Annotated in this window: 15 protein-coding genes; 12 read left to right on the top strand and 3 right to left on the bottom strand. The window is 66.4% G+C overall.

The annotated features are described in order from the left end of the window. Positions 1 to 241 precede the first annotated feature (241 nt). From rpmH to mnmE, 5 genes are all read left to right on the top strand, one after another. Positions 242 to 382 (top strand): 50S ribosomal protein L34, encoded by a 141-nt coding sequence (gene rpmH, locus AC06DU_RS21265; RefSeq protein ID WP_002805908.1) that lies wholly within the window; start codon positions 242 to 244, stop codon positions 380 to 382. A 38-nt stretch (positions 383 to 420) separates the two neighbouring features. Then, complete coding sequence (rnpA, locus tag AC06DU_RS21260; RefSeq protein ID WP_039512801.1) at positions 421 to 867, top strand: ribonuclease P protein component; 447 nt, start codon at positions 421 to 423, stop codon at positions 865 to 867. Positions 868 to 882: 15 nt separating this feature from the next. Then, positions 883 to 2,604, top strand: a complete 1,722-nt coding sequence (yidC, locus tag AC06DU_RS21255) for a membrane protein insertase YidC (RefSeq protein ID WP_024939151.1) — start codon at positions 883 to 885, stop codon at positions 2,602 to 2,604. Positions 2,605 to 2,697: 93 nt separating this feature from the next. Continuing rightward, positions 2,698 to 5,400 carry a polysaccharide deacetylase family protein gene (locus AC06DU_RS21250; RefSeq protein ID WP_478203157.1) on the top strand — a complete coding sequence of 901 codons (2,703 nt, stop codon included), beginning with the start codon at positions 2,698 to 2,700 and terminating at the stop codon, positions 5,398 to 5,400. A 20-nt stretch (positions 5,401 to 5,420) separates the two neighbouring features. Then, positions 5,421 to 6,761 carry a tRNA uridine-5-carboxymethylaminomethyl(34) synthesis GTPase MnmE gene (gene mnmE, locus AC06DU_RS21245; protein ID WP_478203156.1) on the top strand — a complete coding sequence of 447 codons (1,341 nt, stop codon included), beginning with the start codon at positions 5,421 to 5,423 and terminating at the stop codon, positions 6,759 to 6,761. Positions 6,762 to 6,934: 173 nt separating this feature from the next. Here mnmE and AC06DU_RS21240 read toward each other — a convergent pair whose 3' ends face one another. Beyond that, positions 6,935 to 7,795 (bottom strand): acid phosphatase, encoded by an 861-nt coding sequence (locus AC06DU_RS21240; protein WP_478203154.1) that lies wholly within the window; start codon positions 7,793 to 7,795, stop codon positions 6,935 to 6,937. A 194-nt stretch (positions 7,796 to 7,989) separates the two neighbouring features. Between AC06DU_RS21240 and AC06DU_RS21235 the strand changes: the two genes are divergently transcribed. Then, a complete protein-coding gene (locus AC06DU_RS21235; RefSeq protein ID WP_046345190.1) occupies positions 7,990 to 10,290 on the top strand; it encodes a TonB-dependent receptor in 2,301 nt (766 codons plus the stop codon). A 247-nt stretch (positions 10,291 to 10,537) separates the two neighbouring features. Next, a complete protein-coding gene (locus AC06DU_RS21230) occupies positions 10,538 to 11,638 on the top strand; it encodes a glycerophosphodiester phosphodiesterase (protein ID WP_478203153.1) in 1,101 nt (366 codons plus the stop codon). Between the two features lie 75 nt (positions 11,639 to 11,713). On the opposite strand, the gene AC06DU_RS21225 is transcribed toward AC06DU_RS21230, so the two are convergent. Both AC06DU_RS21225 and AC06DU_RS21220 read right to left on the bottom strand, forming a co-directional pair. Next, positions 11,714 to 12,499 (bottom strand): rhomboid family intramembrane serine protease, encoded by a 786-nt coding sequence (locus tag AC06DU_RS21225; protein WP_046346131.1) that lies wholly within the window; start codon positions 12,497 to 12,499, stop codon positions 11,714 to 11,716. Between the two features lie 353 nt (positions 12,500 to 12,852). Next, entirely contained in the window at positions 12,853 to 13,809 is a 957-nt protein-coding gene (locus tag AC06DU_RS21220) for a TerC family protein (protein ID WP_016901852.1), read from the bottom strand. A 261-nt stretch (positions 13,810 to 14,070) separates the two neighbouring features. Between AC06DU_RS21220 and AC06DU_RS21215 the strand changes: the two genes are divergently transcribed. The 5 genes from AC06DU_RS21215 to AC06DU_RS21195 all read left to right on the top strand — a co-directional run bounded on the left by AC06DU_RS21215 (position 14,071) and on the right by AC06DU_RS21195 (position 20,060). Beyond that, positions 14,071 to 15,234, top strand: a complete 1,164-nt coding sequence (locus AC06DU_RS21215; protein ID WP_478203152.1) for a class I SAM-dependent rRNA methyltransferase — start codon at positions 14,071 to 14,073, stop codon at positions 15,232 to 15,234. 31 nt (positions 15,235 to 15,265) lie between these two features. Next, positions 15,266 to 15,583: a hypothetical protein gene (locus AC06DU_RS21210; protein WP_478203151.1), complete on the top strand. Its 318-nt coding sequence runs from the start codon at positions 15,266 to 15,268 to the stop codon at positions 15,581 to 15,583. A 236-nt stretch (positions 15,584 to 15,819) separates the two neighbouring features. Beyond that, positions 15,820 to 17,076 (top strand): dipeptidase, encoded by a 1,257-nt coding sequence (locus AC06DU_RS21205; protein WP_478203149.1) that lies wholly within the window; start codon positions 15,820 to 15,822, stop codon positions 17,074 to 17,076. Between the two features lie 478 nt (positions 17,077 to 17,554). Beyond that, positions 17,555 to 18,865, top strand: coding sequence for an MFS transporter (locus AC06DU_RS21200; RefSeq protein WP_478203148.1), 1,311 nt, complete (start codon positions 17,555 to 17,557; stop codon positions 18,863 to 18,865). Between the two features lie 25 nt (positions 18,866 to 18,890). After that, complete coding sequence (locus AC06DU_RS21195; RefSeq protein ID WP_435014115.1) at positions 18,891 to 20,060, top strand: glycerate kinase; 1,170 nt, start codon at positions 18,891 to 18,893, stop codon at positions 20,058 to 20,060. Positions 20,061 to 20,063: the final 3 nt, after the last annotated feature.

Genomic DNA, 20,063 nt, shown 5'->3' with positions numbered 1-20,063 from the left:
CAAAGTATGATCATCTGTTGCTGGCTGCGGCGCGCAGAAAAGCGCCGTGCTCGCAGCCCGGTAGTGAAAAGAGGATGCGCCAGACTAGCACCGAGGACAGGGTTTTCCCAGACTTATTCACAGGTCCATCCACAGGCTTGACCGCCATCACCTCCGCTAACGTCTGCGGGGAGTTGACCCGGCCGCTGATGGCCCTATAGAATTGCCGGTTCTATTCGTCTCCATTCATGCAGAGGGCCCCATGGCCACCAAGCGTACTTTCCAACCCAGCAACCTCAAGCGAGCACGCGACCATGGCTTCCGCGCACGTATGGCAACTGCCGACGGCCGCAAGATCCTGGCTCGCCGCCGCGCCAAGGGCCGCAAGCGCCTGAGCGCTTGATTGCCGCGCCGCTCCCTGCGGCCGAGGCAGTCCCTAACGTGAACGCATCGAACCCGTGCAGGCGATTTCCTCGCTCTGCGCGGGTTCGTACGCGTGCGCAATATACGGTCGTTTTCGATACTGCACGTCGTACCTCGGACCCGTTGCTCAGCCTGCACTGGCGGACCGGCGATACGCCGCCGCGCCTGGGCATGGCGGTGTCGCGCAAGGTCGACACGCGTGCGGTGGGACGTAACCGGATCAAACGCGTATTGCGCGATGCCATGCGGCATCTGCTGCCCGAGCTTGCCGGCGGCGATTACGTGATTGTGGCGCGCTCCGCAGCCGCAAAAGCGACCAATCCACAGATTCGCGACGCTTTCCTGCGTCTGCTGCGCCGTGCCGGCGCATTGCCCCTGCCTGCTGCGCCCGGCACAATGCCGCCCGCCAGGACGATGCACCCATCCTCCCTTTCCCCGACAGAGCCGGAACCCAGTTCCGACTGAGCGAGTTGCTGCCCGATGAACCAGACCCGTGTTTTCCTGATTTTTGCCTGGCTGATGGTCGCGGCGCTGCTGTGGATGGAGTGGGGCAAGGACAAGGCCGCCGCCAATGCGCCGGTGGTTGCGGCGACGCAGTCGGTGCCGGCTGCGCGCGATCTTGACGCTGCGGCACCGTCGGCCAATGTGCCGGCGGCCCAGGCCATTCCGCAGGCGGGTGTGCCGGGCGCCGTACCGGCGACCAGCACGACTGCCGCGACGCCGGCTGCTGCCGGTGCTGCGCCGGTGATCACCCTGACCTCGGACGTGCTGCGCCTGAAGCTGGACGGCCGCAGCGTGCTCGATGCCGAACTGCTGCAGTTTCCGCAAACCAAGGACGGCACCGCGCCGGTCAGCCTGCTGACCGAAGATGCCGCGCACCCTTATAACGCCACCAGCGGCTGGGCCAGCGAGCATTCGCCGGTACCGGGCGTGGGTGGCTTCCGCGCCGAACAGCCGGGCACCGCGTTCGAACTGGCCAAGGGCCAGAACACCCTGGTGGTGCCGTTCGTGTGGAATGGCCCCAACGGCGTGTCGATTCGCCGCACCTTCACCCTGGAACGCGGTCGCTATGCGATCTCGATCAAGGACGAGGTGATCAACAAGAGTGGCGCGCCGTGGAACGGCTACGTGTTCCGCAAGCTGAGCCGGGTGCCGACCATCCTCAGCCGCGGCATGACCAACCCGGATTCCTTCAGCTTCAACGGGGCGACCTGGTACAGCCCGCAGGAAGGCTACGAGCGTCGCGCGTTCAAGGACTACATGGACGACGGTGGCCTCAATCGCCAGATCACCGGCGGCTGGGTGGCGCTGCTGCAGCACCACTTCTTTACCGCGTGGATTCCGCAGAAGGACCAGGCCTCGCTGTACGTGCTGAACCAGGACGGCCCGCGTGACGTGGCCGAACTGCGTGGACCGGCCTTCACCGTGGCGCCAGGCCAGACCGCGACCACCGAAGCGCGCCTGTGGGTGGGCCCGAAGCTGGTCAGCCTGATCGCCAAGGAAGACGTGAAGGGACTGGACCGGGTGGTCGACTACAGCCGCTTCTCGATCATGGCCATCATCGGCCAGGGCCTGTTCTGGGTGCTGAGCCATCTGCACAGCTTCCTGCACAACTGGGGCTGGTCCATCATCGGCCTGGTGGTGCTGCTGCGTCTGGCGCTGTATCCGCTGTCGGCTGCGCAGTACAAGTCCGGTGCCAAGATGCGCCGCTTCCAGCCGCGCCTGGCGCAGCTGAAGGAGCGTTACGGCGACGATCGCGTCAAGTACCAGCAGGCGACGATGGAGCTGTTCAAGAAGGAAAAGATCAACCCGATGGGCGGCTGCCTACCGCTGCTGATCCAGATGCCGATCTTCTTCGCGCTGTACTGGGTGCTGGTGGAATCGGTGGAACTGCGTCAGGCGCCGTGGCTGGGCTGGATCCAGGATCTGACCGCGCGCGATCCGTACTTCATCCTGCCGGTGCTCAACATCGCCATCATGTGGGCCACGCAGAAGCTGACCCCGACCCCGGGCATGGACCCGATGCAGGCCAAGATGATGCAGTTCATGCCGCTGGTGTTCGGCGTCATGATGGCCTTCATGCCGGCCGGCCTGGTGCTGTACTGGGTGGTCAACGGCGGCCTGGGTCTGCTGATCCAGTGGTGGATGATCCGCCAGCACGGCGAGAAGCCGAGCAAGATCATCCAGGCCAACGCCAAGTAAGCGCAGTTGCACAGAGCCCGCCGCAAGGCGGGCTTTCTGCATGTCGCCGCAGTTGTTGTCTGCCCTGTTGTCTTCATCGCCAAGGACGCCGTCGTGATGTCATCGCCGCTGTATCGCCTGTGGCTGTGCGCCGCTTTCGCAGGAATGCTGGCGATGGCCGGCTGCGGCAAGCAGACCGCCGGCGAGGCAGCGTCTGCCGCCAGCACCGCTACGCCTGCAGCCACTGGTGCGGCAGCCGAAACCGACAGCGACGACGCACGCGCACTGATCGCGCAGCTGCGCGAGCAACTGGACCGGCATCGCCGCATCATCGTGTTGCTGGCCGATGCGGATGCCCAGACGCCACGCGACCGCGCCACCTCCAGCAGCGTGGGGCAGCAGCTGTTCCATGAAAACCTCCAGCAGCGCGAGCGCATCGCTGCGCGATTCGAGACGGTGCTGACGTCGAACGCAGCGCGTCGCTTCGCAACGATCGCCACGGTGCTGGACGAGATCGAATCGGCACCGGATCTCTACGATGCCGACCGCCTGGCGTTTGCCGAAGTGTTGCGCGACCTGCACGCACGCATTGGCCGCGATTCGGCATTGCCGGCGGTGAAGCTGCATCAGCGCATCGGCGAGGATCTGGAAGCGCTGGACGAGATCGAGCGCAGCTACAACAAGGAACTGACGCAGATTTTCAGCCGCTTCGATCGCAGCCGCGCGATCGTGCCCAAGCGCGAGAAGTGGGACGACTACGTGGCGCATCTGCGCAGCCTGTACACGCGCGAAAAGATCCTGCGCGATCATGGCGTGGTGGAGCCGTACCCGTTCTCCGCACGCGATAGCGACAATGAGATCTTCGGCCGCGACCTGCCGCCCAAGACGGTGGTGCTGACCTTCGACGACGGCCCGCACAAGGCCTATACCGAGGAGATCGTGGCCATCCTCAAACGCTACGACGTGCCGGGCGTGTTCTTCGAAGTGGGCCGCAACTTGGGCAGCCTGGACGCGCAGGGCAAGCCGACACTCGCGCCGTTATCCAAGATCAGCCACACGCTGATGGAAGAAGGTTATGCGGTGGGCAACCACAGCCTGACCCATGCGCAGTTGTCCAAGACCACTGGCGATGCGTTGCGCAGCCAGGTGCTGGACACCGACACGTTGTTGCGGGCGGTGGACGACAAGCGTGCGCCGTTGTTCCGGTTTCCGTACGGGGCGCGCAATGCCGAAGGCTTGCAGCTGCTGGGCGAGGCAGGCCTGAAGTCGATCATGTGGAACATCGACTCGATGGACTGGGCCGACCCGGTACCCGAGTCGATCGTGCAGCGCGTGCTCGACCAGGTGAACAAGGAGCAGCGCGGCATCGTGTTGTTCCATGACATCCACGACCGTGCAGTGAAGGCGCTGCCGCAGATCCTGGATCGCCTGATCGCCGATGGCTACCAGTTCGCCGGCTGGAATGGCCGCGAGTTTTCGGTGGCGCGCGCGCCCGGCGCGGCGGCCGAGGCAACCGTGACCACCGGCTACGCCAACTCCTGGGCGATCGTGATCGGGATCGACGACTACGCGCACTGGCCCAAGCTCGAATATGCCGCCAACGACGCGCAGGCCATCGCCAGCACCTTGACCGGCCCGTTGGGGTTTCCGTCCTCGCAGGTGATCGTGCTCAAGAACGGGCAGGCCACGCGCAACAATATTCTTGCGGCATTCCACGATCGCCTCGGCGAGGGACGCGCGCAGACCAACGACCGCGTGTTCGTGTTCTTCGCCGGGCACGGCGCCACGCGCCGGCTGGCATCCGGGCGCGACCTGGGCTACATCATTCCGGTCGACTCGGATCCGCAGCAACTGGCCAGCGATGCGATCGCGATGAGCGACCTGCAGAACATCGCCGAAAGCCTGCAAGCCAAGCATGTGCTGTTCGTGATGGATGCCTGCTATAGCGGATTGGGGCTGACGCGCGGCGGGCCGACGTCCGGCGCCTACCTGCGCGAGAACGCACGACGCATCGCCCGCCAGATGCTCACTGCCGGCGGTGCCGATCAGCAGGTGGCCGATAGCGGCCCGAACGGGCATTCGGTGTTTACCTGGGTGCTGCTGCAGGCGCTGGCGGGCAAGGGCGACCTCAATGGCGATGGCCTGATCACCGGCACCGAACTGGCGGCCTATGTCGCACCGGCGGTGTCGGCAGTGTCGGCGCAGACCCCGGCATTCGGCAGCCTGCCCGGCTCGCAGGGCGGGGAGTTCGTGTTCCAGGTACCGAGCGGCGAAGAGTTCCTGACCGCCGGTACCGCGCAGTTGTCCGCCGATGCGATCGCACTCAACGGCCGCGTGGATGCGGCGCGTCCTGCCGCCACCACCAGCGGTGCTGCAACAGCTGCGGCGCCGGTGACGGTGAAGACGCTGCAAGGCGGCGAAGCCAGGCTGGTCTTGCCGACGGCGGTGAAGAGCAGCGACCGCCAACGTGCGCAGCTGGCCAACGAGCGCGGCCTGCAGTTGTACAAGGAAAAACGCTATGCCGAAGCGGCCGAGCAGTTTGCCGAAGCCTTGAAGCTGCGCCCGGATTTCGCCTTGGCCGCCAACAACCTGGGCTTTGTGTACTACCGCCAGGAACGCTTTGCCGAATCGGCGCGCTGGCTGGAAAATACCCTGAAAATCGATCCGTCGCGTGCGGTGGCCTATCTCAATCTCGGCGATGCCTACACAAAAGCCGGCGATCGCGACAAGGCACGCAAGGCCTACGCCACCTATCTGGAACTGCAGCCGCAAGGCAGCGGCGCCGAGCAGGCACGCACGCAACTGCAACGTCTCTGATCCGCGCAACCTGTCTGACTATGTCTTCTTCGCCATCGACCATTGTTGCCATCGCCAGCGCCGCCGGAACCGGAGGCATCGGCATCGTGCGCCTGTCCGGGCCGCAGGCGGCGCAGATCGCCGCCGAGCTGGGTGTCCCGAATCTGCAGCCACGGCAGGCACGCTACGCGCGCTTTCGCGATGCGCAGGGCGAGGTGATCGACGATGGCATTGCCTTGTGGTTTCCGGCGCCGCACAGCTTCACCGGCGAGGCGGTGGTGGAACTGCAGGGACACGGCAGCCCGGTGCTGTTGCGGCAGCTGGTGGCGCGTTGCATTGCGCTGGGCGCGCGGCAGGCACGCGCGGGCGAGTTCAGCGAGCGCGCCTTTCTCAATGGCAAACTCGATCTGGCGCAGGCCGAAGCCATCGCCGATCTGATTGCCGCCGGCGATCTGCGCGCGGCACGCGCTGCGCGCAGATCCTTGGACGGTGTGTTTTCGCAACGGGCCGATGCGCTCAGCGACAGCCTCACCCGGCTACGCATCCATGTGGAAGCGGCGATCGACTTTGCCGACGAGCCGCTCGACACCCTGGGCGGAGCGCAGGTGCGCGACGGGCTACAGCAGGCGCGCGCATTGCTGGCGCAACTGCTGCGCGATGCCGAGCGCGGGCGCAAGCTGCGCGACGGCCTGCACGCGGTGCTGATCGGTCCGCCCAATGCCGGCAAGAGTTCGTTGCTCAATGCATTGGCCGGTAGCGAGCGCGCCATCGTCACCGATGTGGCCGGCACCACGCGCGATACCTTGCAGGAAGCCATCCAGCTCGATGGTTTCGAACTCGTGTTGGTCGACACCGCCGGCCTGCGCGAAGGTGGTGATGCGATCGAGCGCGAGGGCATGCGGCGCGCGCGTGCCGAACTGCAGCGCGCCGATCTGGCGCTGGTGGTACTGGATGCACGCGACCCGCAAGCCGCGCGCGATGCGATCGGCGATGCCATCGATACGGTGCCGCGTCAGCTGTGGATCCACAACAAATGCGATCTGCTGGCCGAAGCCACAGCGCTCGATCGCGACGCGGTCGCGGTCTCGGCGGTGACCGGGCAGGGACTGGAGCAGTTGCACGCCCGGTTGCGCGAGCTTGCGCTGGGCGACGGAGCGGACAGCGTGGAAGGCGAATTCTCCGCACGCACGCGGCATGTCGAGGCATTGCGCCGCGCCGAACAGCATGCAGACGCAGCGGATCTGGAGCTGGGCTTCGAACAGCTCGAACTGGCCGCCGAAGAATTGCGCCTGGCACAGGAAGCACTCGGCGAGATCACCGGCAAGCTGAGCGCCGACGAATTGCTGGGCAAGATCTTTTCGAGTTTTTGTATCGGCAAGTAGACCGCTTACCTGCCGCGACGCATGACGAGCCGATGCAGACGCTGGCTGTTGGTGTTCTGCATCAAGGAAAGGATCAAGGATCAGGGACGGCGACAAGCGCAACGCTTGTACAGCGGGTCACATGCCGATACCGAAACTCGAAGCGAGCGCCCGCAACTGCGCTGCAAAACGCGTCACATCACACCCGGCAGCACCGTCTGCAATGCCGCGTTCTCGGCATCGCATGCTGGCGATGCAGTGGCGGTGGCAGGTTGCTTTGCATGCGCCTTGTCGATCTCGCGGCGCGCAGCGGCCAGATCCTTCTGGAACTCGGGGTTGTCGTGCAGCGCGGCGACGGTGGCGGCGCCCATGATGCGGCCCTGCAGGACATCGCTCTGCCAGTGCACGTTGCAGACCAGGCGGCTGTCGCCGAAGGCGCGGCCGCGGGCGAGCAGGGCGTCGCGCTGGGCGGGGGCCAGCTCGGCCAGGATCAGGCTCCAGCTCCAGCCGATGGCGGTGTGGCCGGAAGGGTAGGAGCCGTTCTTGCGCAGCGCCGCGTCGTCGTCGGGCGTGCACATCGGCTGGTCGTTGCGCATGAACGGGCGTGGCCGCTGATAGCGTGCCTTCGCCGCGCTGGTGCTGGTGCTGGCGTCGCGCATGCTGCGTTCGAGCAGACGCAGCAGGTGCGGCGTGTGTGCCTGGTCGATCTGGATGCCGAGCGCGCAACTGAAGTGATTGGCGGCCGCCGGGAACGTCAGCGCAGCGTCCTGCGTGGCCAGGTCCCAGCGCGGTGTGCCGCGCAGGGCAAGCATGGATGTGGCGATGGCCTGATCGTTGGCGAGCGCGGCGCTGCCGTCCTGCGGCGGTGGCGGTACCAGGCGCAGGCTGTCGGGCACCTGTGCTTTTTCCAGGTAGCCGTGTGCATCGGTGGCGATCACCGAGCCCGCCGGAGCCGCCTTGTCGCGGGCGCTCGCACTGCCGCATCCCCACGCCAACACCGCGATGGCGACGCTGGTCAGCGTCCGGGAACAAGCGCGAGCAATGCGATCGGACATGCAGCAACCCTCGGACAACACAGATGGATGAGTGCGCAGATTACGACGCGCAGATGACATCTGCATGCCAGCGCAACGCAGATGCGGCGCGCAATGCGCAGCTGCTGTCGCAGCACTGTCATGTCCCGGTCGCATCGACGCAAGACAGCTGTCGCACGCTTGCCGTCATCTTTTGACTCGTCCCCCTGCCGCTCATGCCCAAGACCCATCTGTTAAGTGCCGCCGTCCTTACCGCGCTCGTGCTGTCGCCGGCCGCCTATGCCGCCGATCCCGAGGTGACTGCCGATACCGGCACGACCGTGCAGCAACTCGACGCGGTCTCGGTGATCGGCCAGGGCGAAACGCGTCAGGTGCAGCGCATCACCCAGCAGGACATTCCGGTGTTGCCGCCGGGCACCAGCATCCAGAAACTGCTCAACCGCATGCCGGGCGTCAACGTGCAATCCAACGATGCCTTCGGTGCCAACGAGGAGTCGCAGACGATCAGCCTGCGCGGCTTCAACGGCACGCGCCTGGGCTATACGCTCGACGGCCTGCCGCTGGGCGACAACGCCTACGGCAACTACAACGGCCTCAATATCAGCCGCGCCCTGATTGCGGAAAACTTCGGCGGCGTGGAGCTGGCCTCGGGCATCGGCGCACTGGGCACCGCGTCCACCAGCAACCTGGGCGGCACCATCCAGTACTACTCGGCCGATCCGTCCAGCGTGTTCGGCGGGCAGCTGTCGCAGACGGTGGGCTCCGATGCCAACCGGCGCACCTTCCTGCGCGTGGACACCGGCGACTACAACGGGTTTTCGGCGTATCTGTCCGGCATCAATGCCGAAGCCGACATGTGGGCGCGCCCGGAGTCGCCGACCACCACGCGGCAGTTCAATGCCAAGGGCGTGTACCAGTTCGACGGCGGTAAGCTGACCGCGTTCGCCGACACCTCGCGGACCTCGCAGGCCGATTATTCGTACCTGTCCAAGAGCGGCATGGCGCGTGGCCTGGGCTGGGACTGGAACCTGTACGCACCGGACTGGAACCGGGCGTTGGCCGCGGCGTACTGCGCACCGGCCACGCGCAATGCGGCGCGCTGCGGCTTCAGCGGCGGCGTGGACAACATCGACGATGCGTACTACCAGAGTCGCGCGTTGCGCGACGACGATCTGTTCTATGTGGCCGGCGACTTCCAGCCCAACGATGCGATCAGCCTGCACACCCAGGTCTACCACCACGAAAACAAGGGTCAGGGTCACTGGTGGTCGCCGGGCCAGGCGTCCAACCCGGGCACGCCGCAGGCATTGCCGATCTCCATCCGCAGCACCAATTACTGGATCAACCGCACCGGCGGCATCGCCTCGCTCGGCTGGAACCTGGGCCCGCATCATCTCGAAGCCGGGCTGTGGTACGAGCGCAATCACCACGATGTGGAGCGCAATTTCTACTGGATCGACGGGCCGGTCAGCGACGACAAGTTCCTGCAGGATCCCGACCGCCGGCTGTTCTCGCAGAACTACATCATCACCACGCGGCAGTTCTATGTGCAGGGCAACTTCAAGTTCCTCGACGAGCGCCTGAGCGTGGATCTGGGCATCAAGAGCCCGAGCACCGAAATGACCGCGCGCGAAACGCCGGGGCTGGCGGTGGAAGCGCCGGTGGCGACCGGTTCGATCAAGGCCAGCGAGTCGGTGCTGCCGCAGGTCGGTCTGGGCTATCGGATCGCAGACGGGCAGGAAGTGTTCGCCTCGTACGCGGAAAACATCGCCGCGTTCCAGGGCGGTGGCGCCGGTGGTCCGTTGCTGGTGACGCAGGCCTCCTTCGATGCCAGCGTCGGCGCACTGGAGCCGGAGAAGTCGCGCACCGTGGAAGCCGGTTATCGCTTCGTGCGTGACCGCTTCGAAGCCTCGCTGGTGGGTTACGACGTGACCTTCGACAACCGCCTGCTCTCGCTCAATCCCTGCGCCAGCATCCAGCAGGGCACCACGCCGGCCTGCACCACGCGCTTCTTCAACGTGGGCTCGGTGAGCAGCCGCGGCGGCGAACTGACCGTGATCTGGAAGCCGACCAGCTACCTGCAGTGGTACAACTCGGCTTCGATCAACCGTTCGACCTACGACGACAACTACGTGCAGAACGGCGTGATCATTCCGACTGCCGGCAAGACCACGGTGGATACGCCCAAGCGCATGTTCGCCAGCGAAATCGCCTTCAACTACGCCAACTGGAACATCAACCTGCGCGGCAAGTACACCGGCCAGCGCTACTACACCTACACCAACGACCAGGGCTTCGGCGGTTACACCTCGTTCGATGCGGGCGCCGGGTACGACTTTGGCCAGGCCGGCGTGCTGCAGGGGCTCAAGCTCTCGCTCAACGTGACCAACCTCACCGACAAGCGCTATGCGTCCAACCTCACCGCGTTCGCCAACAGCGATCCGAATGGCCGTCAGCTGGCATTCCACGCCAGTGCGCCGCGGCAGGTGTTTTTGACTTTGGATGCCAAGTTCTGAGTTAGGGATTGGGGAGTCGGGATTGGGGATTGGTAACAGCGGGTCTTATGGCTGCTGACTGACTTCCGGTGGTGATCGACGTGGATGGTTTTAGAGTGGCTGGCAAGACCTGCCGAGTGATTGTCGGGCGGATGCGACGATGCGGAGGTGCGGGATGCAAGGTCGTGCATCCCGCCTCGCTCATCGGCCGCGCTCGTCTGGCGGTCGTGCCGTGGTGTTGATGGCTGCTTTTTTGTTGGAGAAAGGCATGATGCAGTTCCACCGTGCGTTGGTGTTGGGAGCGATGATGGTCGGCATGAGCGGGCCCGCGTTGGCAGAGGCGCCGTTGGCGAAGACGGTGCAGATCTTTGCGCACCGTGGCGCCAGCGCATTGCGCCCGGAACACACCCTGGCCTCGTATGCCAAGGCGATTGTCGATGGCGCCGATTTTGTCGAGCCGGACCTGGTGTCCACCAAGGATGGTGTGCTGGTGGCGCGTCATGAGAACGAGATCGGCGGCACCACCGACGTGGCCACCCACCCGGAGTTCGCCGCGCGCAAAACCCGCAAGACCATCGATGGCCAGGCGATGGAAGGCTGGTTCACCGAAGACTTCACTCTTGCCGAATTGAAGACCTTGCGCGCGCGCGAGCGGTTGCCGCAGTTGCGCGGCACGCGTTGGGACGGGCAGTTTCAGATTGTCACCTTCGATGAGATCATCGATTTCGTCGCAGCCGAATCGGCAGCGACCGGGCGCACGATCGGGCTGATTCCGGAGATCAAGCACCCGAGCTATTTCAGTGCGCTGAATCTGGCGATGGAAGACAAGGTGCTGGCGAGCCTGCGTGCGCATGCCTACACGCAGACCGCGCCGGTGGTGATCCAGTCGTTCGAGACCGGCAACCTGCGTTACTTGCGCGGCAAGATCGGGCGCAACAGCACTATTCGCTTGCTGCAGCTGCTGGGCGGCGCGCAGATGGCGCTGCCCGATGCGGGCGTGGGCAACGCGCCACGCACCTACGCGCAGATGATCACGCCCGAGGGACTGAAGCAGGTTGCCGGCTATGCCGATGCGATCGGCCCGGACATCCGCAGCATCATTCCGCTGGATGCGCAGCAGCGCCTGGGCACGCCGACCAGCCTGGTGCACGACGCGCATGCGGCAGGACTGCAGGTGCAGCCGTATACCTTCCGCCCGGAGAATTATTTCCTGGCCGCCAACAACCGCAGCAGTGCTGCGGTGACCGAGCGCAACGAGGCCGGCGCATTGGCCGAGTTGAAGGTGTATCTGGATGCCGGTATCGATGCGTTCTTTGCCGACGATCCGGGCCTGGCGCGGCGTGCGTTGAGCGAGCGTGCAACGCGTTAAACGTTGGACGCATATGAGCGCGCTGGCGCGCGATGAAGCGTTCCCGATAACGCTCCATCGCGCGCCAGCGCGCTCCTACGTCCCAGGTGGCCGTTCGCGTGGCGGGAAGTGCAGCACCACGTTCTGCGAGCCGTCTTCCTGGCGCTGCCACAGCACTGGCACCTGGCGTGGCGGCGGCGGTTCCAGCACGTCGCGTTCGGCGTTGCTGATCTCCCAGGCAGCGTCCTCGTCCTCGTCTTCCCAGCTGTAGCGCGGCCTGGCCTGTTGCGGGTCGCGCAGGCGCAGCAGCAGCGCGGCGATCAGGCCGGCCACCGCGCCGCCCAGATGCGATTGCCAGGACACGCCGGCCTCGTGCGGCAGGATGGTCAGCAACATGCCGCCGTAGAACAGGAAGGCGATCATGCTGGTGGCAATCGCCGGGCGGTCGCGGCGCAGCAGTCCCAGCACGAACACCAGGAACATCAGCCCGTGGGTGACGCCGCTGGCGCCCAGATGCCGGCTGCCGGGCTCTCCCAGCAACCACGCGCCCAGCCCCGAACCCAGCCACAGCAACGGCAGCGCCAGGGCGGTGGCGCGCGGATACACGCTGCCGGCCAGTGTGCCCAGGATCAACAAGGCGGCGGCGTTGGCGCCCAGATGCGCGAGCGAGCCGTGCAGCAGCGGTGCGGTGAGGATGCCGAGCAGGCCGTCGGCCTGCAGCGGTGCCACCGCCCAGGCGCGCCAGTCGAACATGCCCTGGGCGGTGAACACCGCCACCAGCAGCAGCACGGCAGCCAGGCTGAAGTTGAAGGCACGCAAGACCCGGGAACGATCCAGGCGATCTTGCGAGGTGGCGTCGGCGGCAACAGGATGCGGTGTCATGCCTTCACGGATGGCGTCGCGCGGATGTTTTACAAGCCTGTCCGGCGCGGGATAAGCAGGCCCGACGACGGGATAATCCAGTTCCGCCACCGGTGATTGGCGCAGCGGCTCGCGTGGCATCACGCAGGTCGCCGAAGCGCGACACCCATTGGCTGCGGGCCCTTGCCCGCCCACCGTCGCGGGACACGCCGCAAGTACGTCCGTGTAGGCTCTTACGCGGCATCCATGCCGCGTAAGGTCCCGCGACGGCGAGCAGGCAACGACCCCTCGAGTTGGTCAGTGCGTAAATGCGAGCAACGCACGCGGCGCTGCCGTTCCCTAATCCCTAATCCCGAATCCCGAATCCCGGCCGGTCAGTGCCGAGCCGGCTTGGGCGGCCGCAGCAGGCTCAGCACGATGGTGAAGACCAGGATCACGATCACCACCGCCAGCGAGACCAGCACCGGGATCTTGTACAGATCGATGATCATCATCTTGGTGCCGATGAACACCAGGATCACCGCCAGCCCGTACGGCAGCAGGTGGAAGCGGTCGGCCATGCCGGCCAGCAGGAAGAACATCGCGCGCAGGCCCAGCACCGCGAACACATTGGAGGTCAGCACGATGAACGGGTCGGTGGTGATCGCGAAGATCGCCGGGATGCTGTCCACCGCGAAGATCACATCGATCACCGCAATCAGGATCAGCACCACGAACAACGGGGTGAACCAGCGCTTGCCGTCCTTGATCACGCTCAGCGCATGGCCGTGGTATTGCGGGCTCAGGCGCAGATGGCCGCGCATCCAGCGCAGCACCGGGTTGGCTTCCAGATCCGGCTCCTTGCCGGCGGAGAACCACATCTTGATGCCGGTCAGCAGCAGGAAGGCGCCGAATACGTACAGCAGCCAATGGAACTTGGTCAGCAGCACCGAACCGGCGAAGATCATGATCGCGCGCAGCACGATCGCGCCCAGCACGCCGATGATCAGCACGCGCTGGCGCTGCTCCTCGGGCACGCCGAAGTAGGTCATCACCATCAGGAACACGAAGATGTTGTCGACCGCCAGCGATTTCTCGACCAGGTAGCCGGTCAGGAACTCCAGCCCGATGCGGTCGGCCGCCGCATCGCCCATGCTGCCCTGCAGGTACCACCACAGCCCGGCGTTGAAGGCCAGCGCCAGCAGCACCCAGCCGATGCTCCACCAGGTGGCTTCCTTGAAGGTGACCTTGTGGGCACCGCCGTGGCGCATCAGCACCAGATCGACCAACAGCGCCACGATCACCACGATCGCGAAGCCACCCCATAACCAGACATTGCCAATGGTTTGCATACAAGAATCCCGAAAGTGAAACGACCTGGACAGCCGGTGGGCTGAGGCCTTGTGACACGGAAATCGTGGATTCCGGGTGACGGACCTTCGCCTGCGCGGCGAAGGTCTCGCTCACAACCGGCCGGGCCGGTTGCCGTTGCACCGGAGCGCCTGATGGCAGGGCTCGTCATGACGGCGACAACGCTGGGAGCTACTCCCCTTCTGCGCCCGATTCTGCGTGCCCGGGGCAGGCACGTCAATCCAGCCGGATACAATGGGCGGATGAATACTCCTGTCCCCGTCGTCCGACTCAAGAATGCGTGGCGCTCCAGCCACCCGTGGATCTTCCAGAAGCTGGTGGAAAAGCCCGCCGCCAAGCCCAAACCCGGCACCATCGTCGATGTGGTCGGCGTGGACGGGGAGTGGGTCGGCCGCGGCTTCTACAACGGACACTCGCGCATCGCCGTGCGCATCCTGGAGACCGACCAGGCGGTGCCGGTGGATGCGGGCTGGTTCTCGCGCAAGATCGCCGCGGCAGTGAGCCTGCGCCGCGACTGGCTCAAACTCGACGCGGTGTCCGATGCCTGGCGCGTGGTGCACAGCGAAGGCGACGGCCTGTCCGGCCTGGTGGTGGACCGTTATGGCGACCTGGTGGTGGTGGAGTTCTTCGCCGCCGGCATGTTCCGCCACCGCGAATGGATCTACGAGGCGCTGCGCGAGCAGTTCCCGGGCTGCCGCTTCCACAGCTTTGCCGACGAACACGTGCAGAAGCAGGAAAGCTTCGATTTCCACGGCACCACCACCGAAGCGTCGGTGATCACCGAGTACGGCATCAAGTTCCGTGCCGACCCGGCCGGTGCGCACAAGACCGGCTTCTTTGCCGACCAGCGCGAGAACCGCCAGTGGCTGAGCGAGCAGGTCGAAGGCAAGAGCGTGCTGGACCTGTGCTGCAACACCGGCGGCTTTGCGGTGTATGCGGCTGCGCGCGGCGCGTCCGAGGTGCTGGGCGTGGACATCGACGAGGACGTGATCGCCATCGCCAAGGGCAACGCCAAGCTCAACAACGTGCGGCCGAAGTTCGTGCAGGCCGACATCTTCCCCTGGCTGCGCGATGCCTCCAACCGCGGCGAGCAGTTCGATGTGGTGATCCTGGACCCGGCCAAGATGACCCGCGACCGCGAGCAGGTGATTCCGGCGCTGAAGAAGTACCTGGACATGAACAAGCTGGCGCTGGGCGTGGTCAAGCCCGGTGGCCTGTTCGCCACCTTCTCGTGCACCGGGTTGGTGGCCGAACAGGAATTCCTGGACATGCTGCGGCGCGCCTCGTATTTCTCCGGGCGCACCATCCAGATCCTGAAGGTGGCCGGTGCCGGTCCGGACCACCCGTTCATGGCGCACGTGCAGGAATCGCGCTATCTGAAGGCTGTTTTCTGCCGCGTGATCTAGCGCGGCGATCAACCCCTGGAGCGGCCAGTCGATGACAGCGGACGATGAGGAACGCAAGGCGCTGAGCCGGTTGCTGCGCGAGATCGAGCGGCCCCATGCCAGTCTGCTGGCCAGCAACTGGCCGGTGTTCGGGGTGTGGCTGCTGTTCGCCAGCGCCTTCATGTACCTGTTCCAGACCGGCAACGGTTCGCCATTGCATCCGTTGCTGCTGGCGCTGGGCTCGACCTGCCTGGGCGTGCTCGGTGCCTGGATCGTGTTGCGCTCGGTATGGGCGCGGCAGTGGCTGCACGTGCGCGAGCACGTCGATGTCGAGAGCGTGCGCGCGCGCCTGGCCGAACTGGGCGATTGAACCCACACCTGGCCCCGCACGCCATCGCCAGGCGAGCGGTCACGGTGGGCGACGCATGGATCCCTGCGTGCGGCTGCAAGCTAGGCGCGGCGTACAGACGTTGGCACTGCGCGCAATGTGGTTCCGTGTGTATTTTTTCAGAGCCGCAATGTGCGCATCGCCTGCGCCGTGGCGCTTGCAGTACGCGTGTCGCAAGCCGTTATGATCCGGTGACCCCCACCTGGCTGTGAGATCGCATGCACCTGCACACGCTGTCTCTGTCTGTCTCGCTGTTGCTCGCCACCGCGCTGCCTGCCCACGCGCTGGAGTTTTCCAAGGCCGAGCTGGCGCGCGCCACGGCGCTGCAACAGCGCCTGGTCACGCTGGATTCGCATCTGGACACGCCGGCCAACCTGGAGCGCCCCGACTTCGACGTGTTGCAGGCGCATGCCGGCAACCGGCTGTCGCAGGTGGATTACCCGCGCATGGTCGAAGGCGCGCTGGATGGCGGCTTCTGGGCGGTCTACACCGCGCAGGGCAATCGCAGTGCGGCCGCGCATCTGGACGATCGCGATGCCGGTCTGCAGCGGTTGTTGAAGATCCACACGCTGCTGGCCGCGCAACCACAGCGCTTCGCCTTCGCCACCACGCCCGCCGATGCCGCGCGCATCAAGGCCGATCGCAAGCGCGTGGTGTACATCAGCATGGAAAACGCCAGCCCGCTGGTGGCCGACCCCACGCTGCTGCGCTTCTATTACGCGCAGGGCCTGCGCCTGATGAGCACCGTGCATTTTCTCAACAACGAGTTCGCCGACTCGGCCACCGACCCCAAGGGGCCGGAGTGGAAGGGCCTGAGCCCGGCCGGCAGGCAACTGGTGCAGCAGGCGCAGGCGCTGGGCATCGTGATCGACCAATCGCATGCCTCCGATGCGGTGTTCGACCAGTTGATCGCACTGTCGCCGGTGCCGATCGTGCTCTCGCACAGCGGCGCGCGTGCGGTGTTTAACCATCCGCGCAATATCGACGACGCGCGGCTGAAAGTGCTGGCCGAGCACGGCGGGGTGATCCAGGTGAATTCCTACGGTGGCTATCTGGTCGACAGCGGCGCCAGCCCCGAGCGCAAGGCCGCCGAGAAGGCGCTGACCGAGCAATACGGCGGCTGGGAGCACATCAAGATCGCCGACGGCACGGCCCTGAGCGCCGCGCTCAAGGAGCTGGATGCGCGCTACCCGATCAAGCGCGCCACCGAGGAGGACTTCTTCGCCCATCTGGAGCATGTGCTCAAGGTGGTCGGGCCCGAGCACGTGGGCATCGGCATGGACTGGGACGGCGGCGGTGGCGTGGTCGGCCTGGAAGACGTCTCCGACCTGCCGCGCATCACCGCCTGGCTGCTGCGCAAGGGCTACACCGAGCAGCAGATCGCCGGCATCTGGGGCGGCAACCTGCTGCGGGTGATGGGGCAGGCGCAGGCGTATGCGGTGGGGAATGGGGAATCGGGAGTGGGGAATCGGTAGAGCGCGGGAGTTGGGATTGGGGATTCGGGATTCGCAAAGCCGAGGCGGTCTGTCGTGCGGGGCTGGGTGCTGTGTCGGGCTTGGCGGTGGCCGCCGGCTTGGTTGTAAGTGCAGGGCTGGGGTGGAGGCGCGTTGCTGCTGCTGGCTTCTTCGCCGGATGGGCTGAATGGGGCGCGCGCGGAGTGCGCCGGCGCTGGTTGTCCGCCAAGTGGCTGGGTGGCGGGTCGCAGTCGCTGCATCGGGGTCGCCAGCCTTGCACCAACAGCATGGTTGCTGTCGCGTTCCGAGCCCGGCACACGCCGGGTGTGGTTGTGGCTGATTTGGGCATTTGCACAAAAACCCGCGTCTGCTTGTCCGCAGACAGGCAGCAGGCTGACGATGCTTCCGGGAAAAAGCTCCAACTAGAATGCGCCGACCCCTGTGTGGTGCCGGTGCCAGCACTGCGCGCCGATGGGCCCACCGACTGCTGGAGCGTGCGATGACCCAAGCCACCCGGCCACTGCCGCCCCCCGATGACATGGCCCCGACCTACCGCAAGATCCTGTGGCGGCTGATCCCGTTCCTGTTCGTCTGCTACCTGTTCAACTACCTGGACCGGGTCAACGTGGGCTTCGCCAAGCTGCAGATGCTCGGCGATCTGGGCATGAGCGAGACCGTGTACGGGCTGGGTGCGGGCATCTTCTTCATCGGCTACCTGGCCTGCGGGGTGCCGAGCAATCTGATCCTGCAGCGCATCGGTGCGCGCCGCTGGGTGGCGATCATGATGGTCAGCTGGGGCCTGCTGTCGACCTGCCTGATGTTCGTGCGCACGCCGGCCGGCTTCTACACCCTGCGCCTGCTCACTGGCGCGGCCGAGGCCGGCTTCTTCCCCGGCATCGTGCTGTACCTGACGCGCTGGTTTCCGCGCGCCCAGCATGGCCGGGTCATGACCGTCTTCATGTCGGCCATCCCGATCTCCGGCGTGCTGGGCGGGCCGTTGTCGGGCTGGATCCTCGGCCATTTCTCGGCCGGGCAGAGCGGTCTGGCCGGCTGGCAGTGGATGTTCCTGCTGCAGGGCCTGCCGACCGTGCTGCTGGGCATCGGGGTGTGGTTCCTGCTCAGCGATGGCGTGCAGCAGGCCACCTGGCTGGACCCGCAGGAGAAGCAGGCACTGACCCGCGCGCTGGCCGCCGACGAAGCCGGCAAGCCGGCCGGCGCCTCCAGCTCGCTGGGCGCGGTGCTGCGCAGCCCGGCGGTATGGATGCTGGGCACGGTGTACTTCTGCATCCAGAGCGGGGTGTATGCGATCAACTTCTGGCTGCCTTCGATCATCCAGGGCAGCGGCGTCACCGACCCAACCCGGATCGGCCTGATGAGCGCCATTCCGTACCTGGCCGCGGCGGTGTTCATGCTGCTGATGGGGCGCTCGGCCGACCGCCGCCGCGAGCGCCGCTGGCATCTGGTACTCCCGTTGCTGATGGGGGCGGCCGGGCTGTGCATCGCCGCCAGCGTCACCGACAACCTGGCTCTGGCCCTGTTCGGCATGACCCTGGCCACGATGGGCGCGGTCAGTGGGCTGCCGTTGTTCTGGCCGCTGACCAACGGATTTCTCACCGCCGCCGCCGCGGCCGGTGGGCTGGCGCTGATCAACTCCACCGGCCAGGTCGCCGGCTTCGTCAGCCCGTACCTGGTGGGCTGGATCAAGGACGCCACCCACAGCACCGAGCTGGCGCTGTACGTGCTGGCCGGTGCCATGCTGCTGGGCGCCGCGCTGGTGCTGCGAGTGCCGGCACGCGCGGTGAACCAGTGATGCGTCCGTCTCAGCGAGTGTGCCTATGAAGATCGTCATCGCCCCCGATTCCTACAAGGAAAGCCTGTCCGCACTGGAGGTGGCCACCCAGATCGAGGCCGGCTTCCGCGAGGTGTTCCCCGACTGGCAGTACCGCAAGGTGCCGGTCGCCGATGGCGGCGAAGGCACGGTCGATGCGCTGGTGGCCGCCACCGGCGGGCGGGTGATCGACCGCACGGTCAGCGGCCCGCTCGGCACCCCGGTACAGGCGTTCTTCGGCCTGACCGGCGACGGCCGCACCGCGGTGATCGAAATGGCCGCCGCCAGCGGCCTGGCACTGGTGCCGCCGACCGAGCGCGCGCCGCTGCGCACCAGTACCGCGGGCGTGGGCGAGTTGATCCTGGCCGCGCTGGATGCCGGCGCGCGGCGCTTCATCATCGGCATCGGCGGCAGCGCCACCAACGACGGCGGCGCCGGCCTGGCGCAGGCGCTGGGCGTGCGGCTGCTGGATGCGCAGGGCGAGGCGATCGGCCCCGGTGGCGGCGCGCTGGCGACGCTGGCGCGGATCGATACCCAGGACCTGGACCGGCGGCTGCAGGACTGCCAGTTCGAAGTGGCCTGCGATGTGGACAACCCGCTGATCGGCCCGACCGGCGCTTCGGCGGTATTCGGCCCGCAGAAGGGTGCCACCCCCAGCATGGTGCGCCAGCTCGACAGCAACCTGCAGCGCTACGCCGATGTGCTGCAAAGCGACCTGGGACTGCGCCTGCACGACCTGCCCGGCGGCGGTGCGGCCGGCGGCCTGGGCGCGGCGCTGGTGGCGTATCTGGGCGCGCAGTTGCGGCCCGGCGTGGAGATCGTCGCGCAGGCGCTCGGGCTGGATGCCCTGGTCGCCCAGGCCGATCTGGTCATCACCGGCGAAGGCCGCCTGGACAGCCAGAGCCTGCACGGCAAGACCCCGGTGGGCGTGGCGCGGCTGGCGCAGCGCCACGGCAAGCCGGTGATCGCCATCGCCGGTTGCCTGGGCAACGGCGCCGCGCTGCTGCATGGGCACGGCATCGACGCGATGTTTGCGGTGGTGCATCGCGCCTGCACGGTGGAGCAGGCGCTGGCCGAAGCGGCCAGCAACGTGCGCATCGCCGCCCACAATGTGGCCGCCGCGCTGCAGCTGGGCCGGGCCTTGGCGCAGTTGCCTGCGCGTGCAGCCACGCGCTGACGG

Source organism: Xanthomonas sp. NCPPB 3200, from assembly GCF_056393585.1.
This window is presented reverse-complemented; position numbering and strand designations above follow the sequence as displayed.

Bases quoted from the DNA above. Each gene is read 5' to 3' on its own strand.
- rpmH (WP_002805908.1), top strand. From the start codon at position 242: ATGGCCACCAAGCGTACTTTCCAACCCAGCAACCTCAAGCGAGCACGC.
- yidC (WP_024939151.1), top strand. From the start codon at position 883: ATGAACCAGACCCGTGTTTTCCTGATTTTTGCCTGGCTGATGGTCGCG.
- mnmE (WP_478203156.1), top strand. From the start codon at position 5,421: ATGTCTTCTTCGCCATCGACCATTGTTGCCATCGCCAGCGCCGCCGGA.
- AC06DU_RS21240 (WP_478203154.1), bottom strand. From the start codon at position 7,795: ATGTCCGATCGCATTGCTCGCGCTTGTTCCCGGACGCTGACCAGCGTC.
- AC06DU_RS21235 (WP_046345190.1), top strand. From the start codon at position 7,990: ATGCCCAAGACCCATCTGTTAAGTGCCGCCGTCCTTACCGCGCTCGTG.
- AC06DU_RS21230 (WP_478203153.1), top strand. From the start codon at position 10,538: ATGATGCAGTTCCACCGTGCGTTGGTGTTGGGAGCGATGATGGTCGGC.
- AC06DU_RS21225 (WP_046346131.1), bottom strand. From the start codon at position 12,499: ATGACACCGCATCCTGTTGCCGCCGACGCCACCTCGCAAGATCGCCTG.
- AC06DU_RS21220 (WP_016901852.1), bottom strand. From the start codon at position 13,809: ATGCAAACCATTGGCAATGTCTGGTTATGGGGTGGCTTCGCGATCGTG.
- AC06DU_RS21215 (WP_478203152.1), top strand. From the start codon at position 14,071: ATGAATACTCCTGTCCCCGTCGTCCGACTCAAGAATGCGTGGCGCTCC.
- AC06DU_RS21210 (WP_478203151.1), top strand. From the start codon at position 15,266: ATGACAGCGGACGATGAGGAACGCAAGGCGCTGAGCCGGTTGCTGCGC.
- AC06DU_RS21205 (WP_478203149.1), top strand. From the start codon at position 15,820: ATGCACCTGCACACGCTGTCTCTGTCTGTCTCGCTGTTGCTCGCCACC.
- AC06DU_RS21200 (WP_478203148.1), top strand. From the start codon at position 17,555: ATGACCCAAGCCACCCGGCCACTGCCGCCCCCCGATGACATGGCCCCG.
- AC06DU_RS21195 (WP_435014115.1), top strand. From the start codon at position 18,891: ATGAAGATCGTCATCGCCCCCGATTCCTACAAGGAAAGCCTGTCCGCA.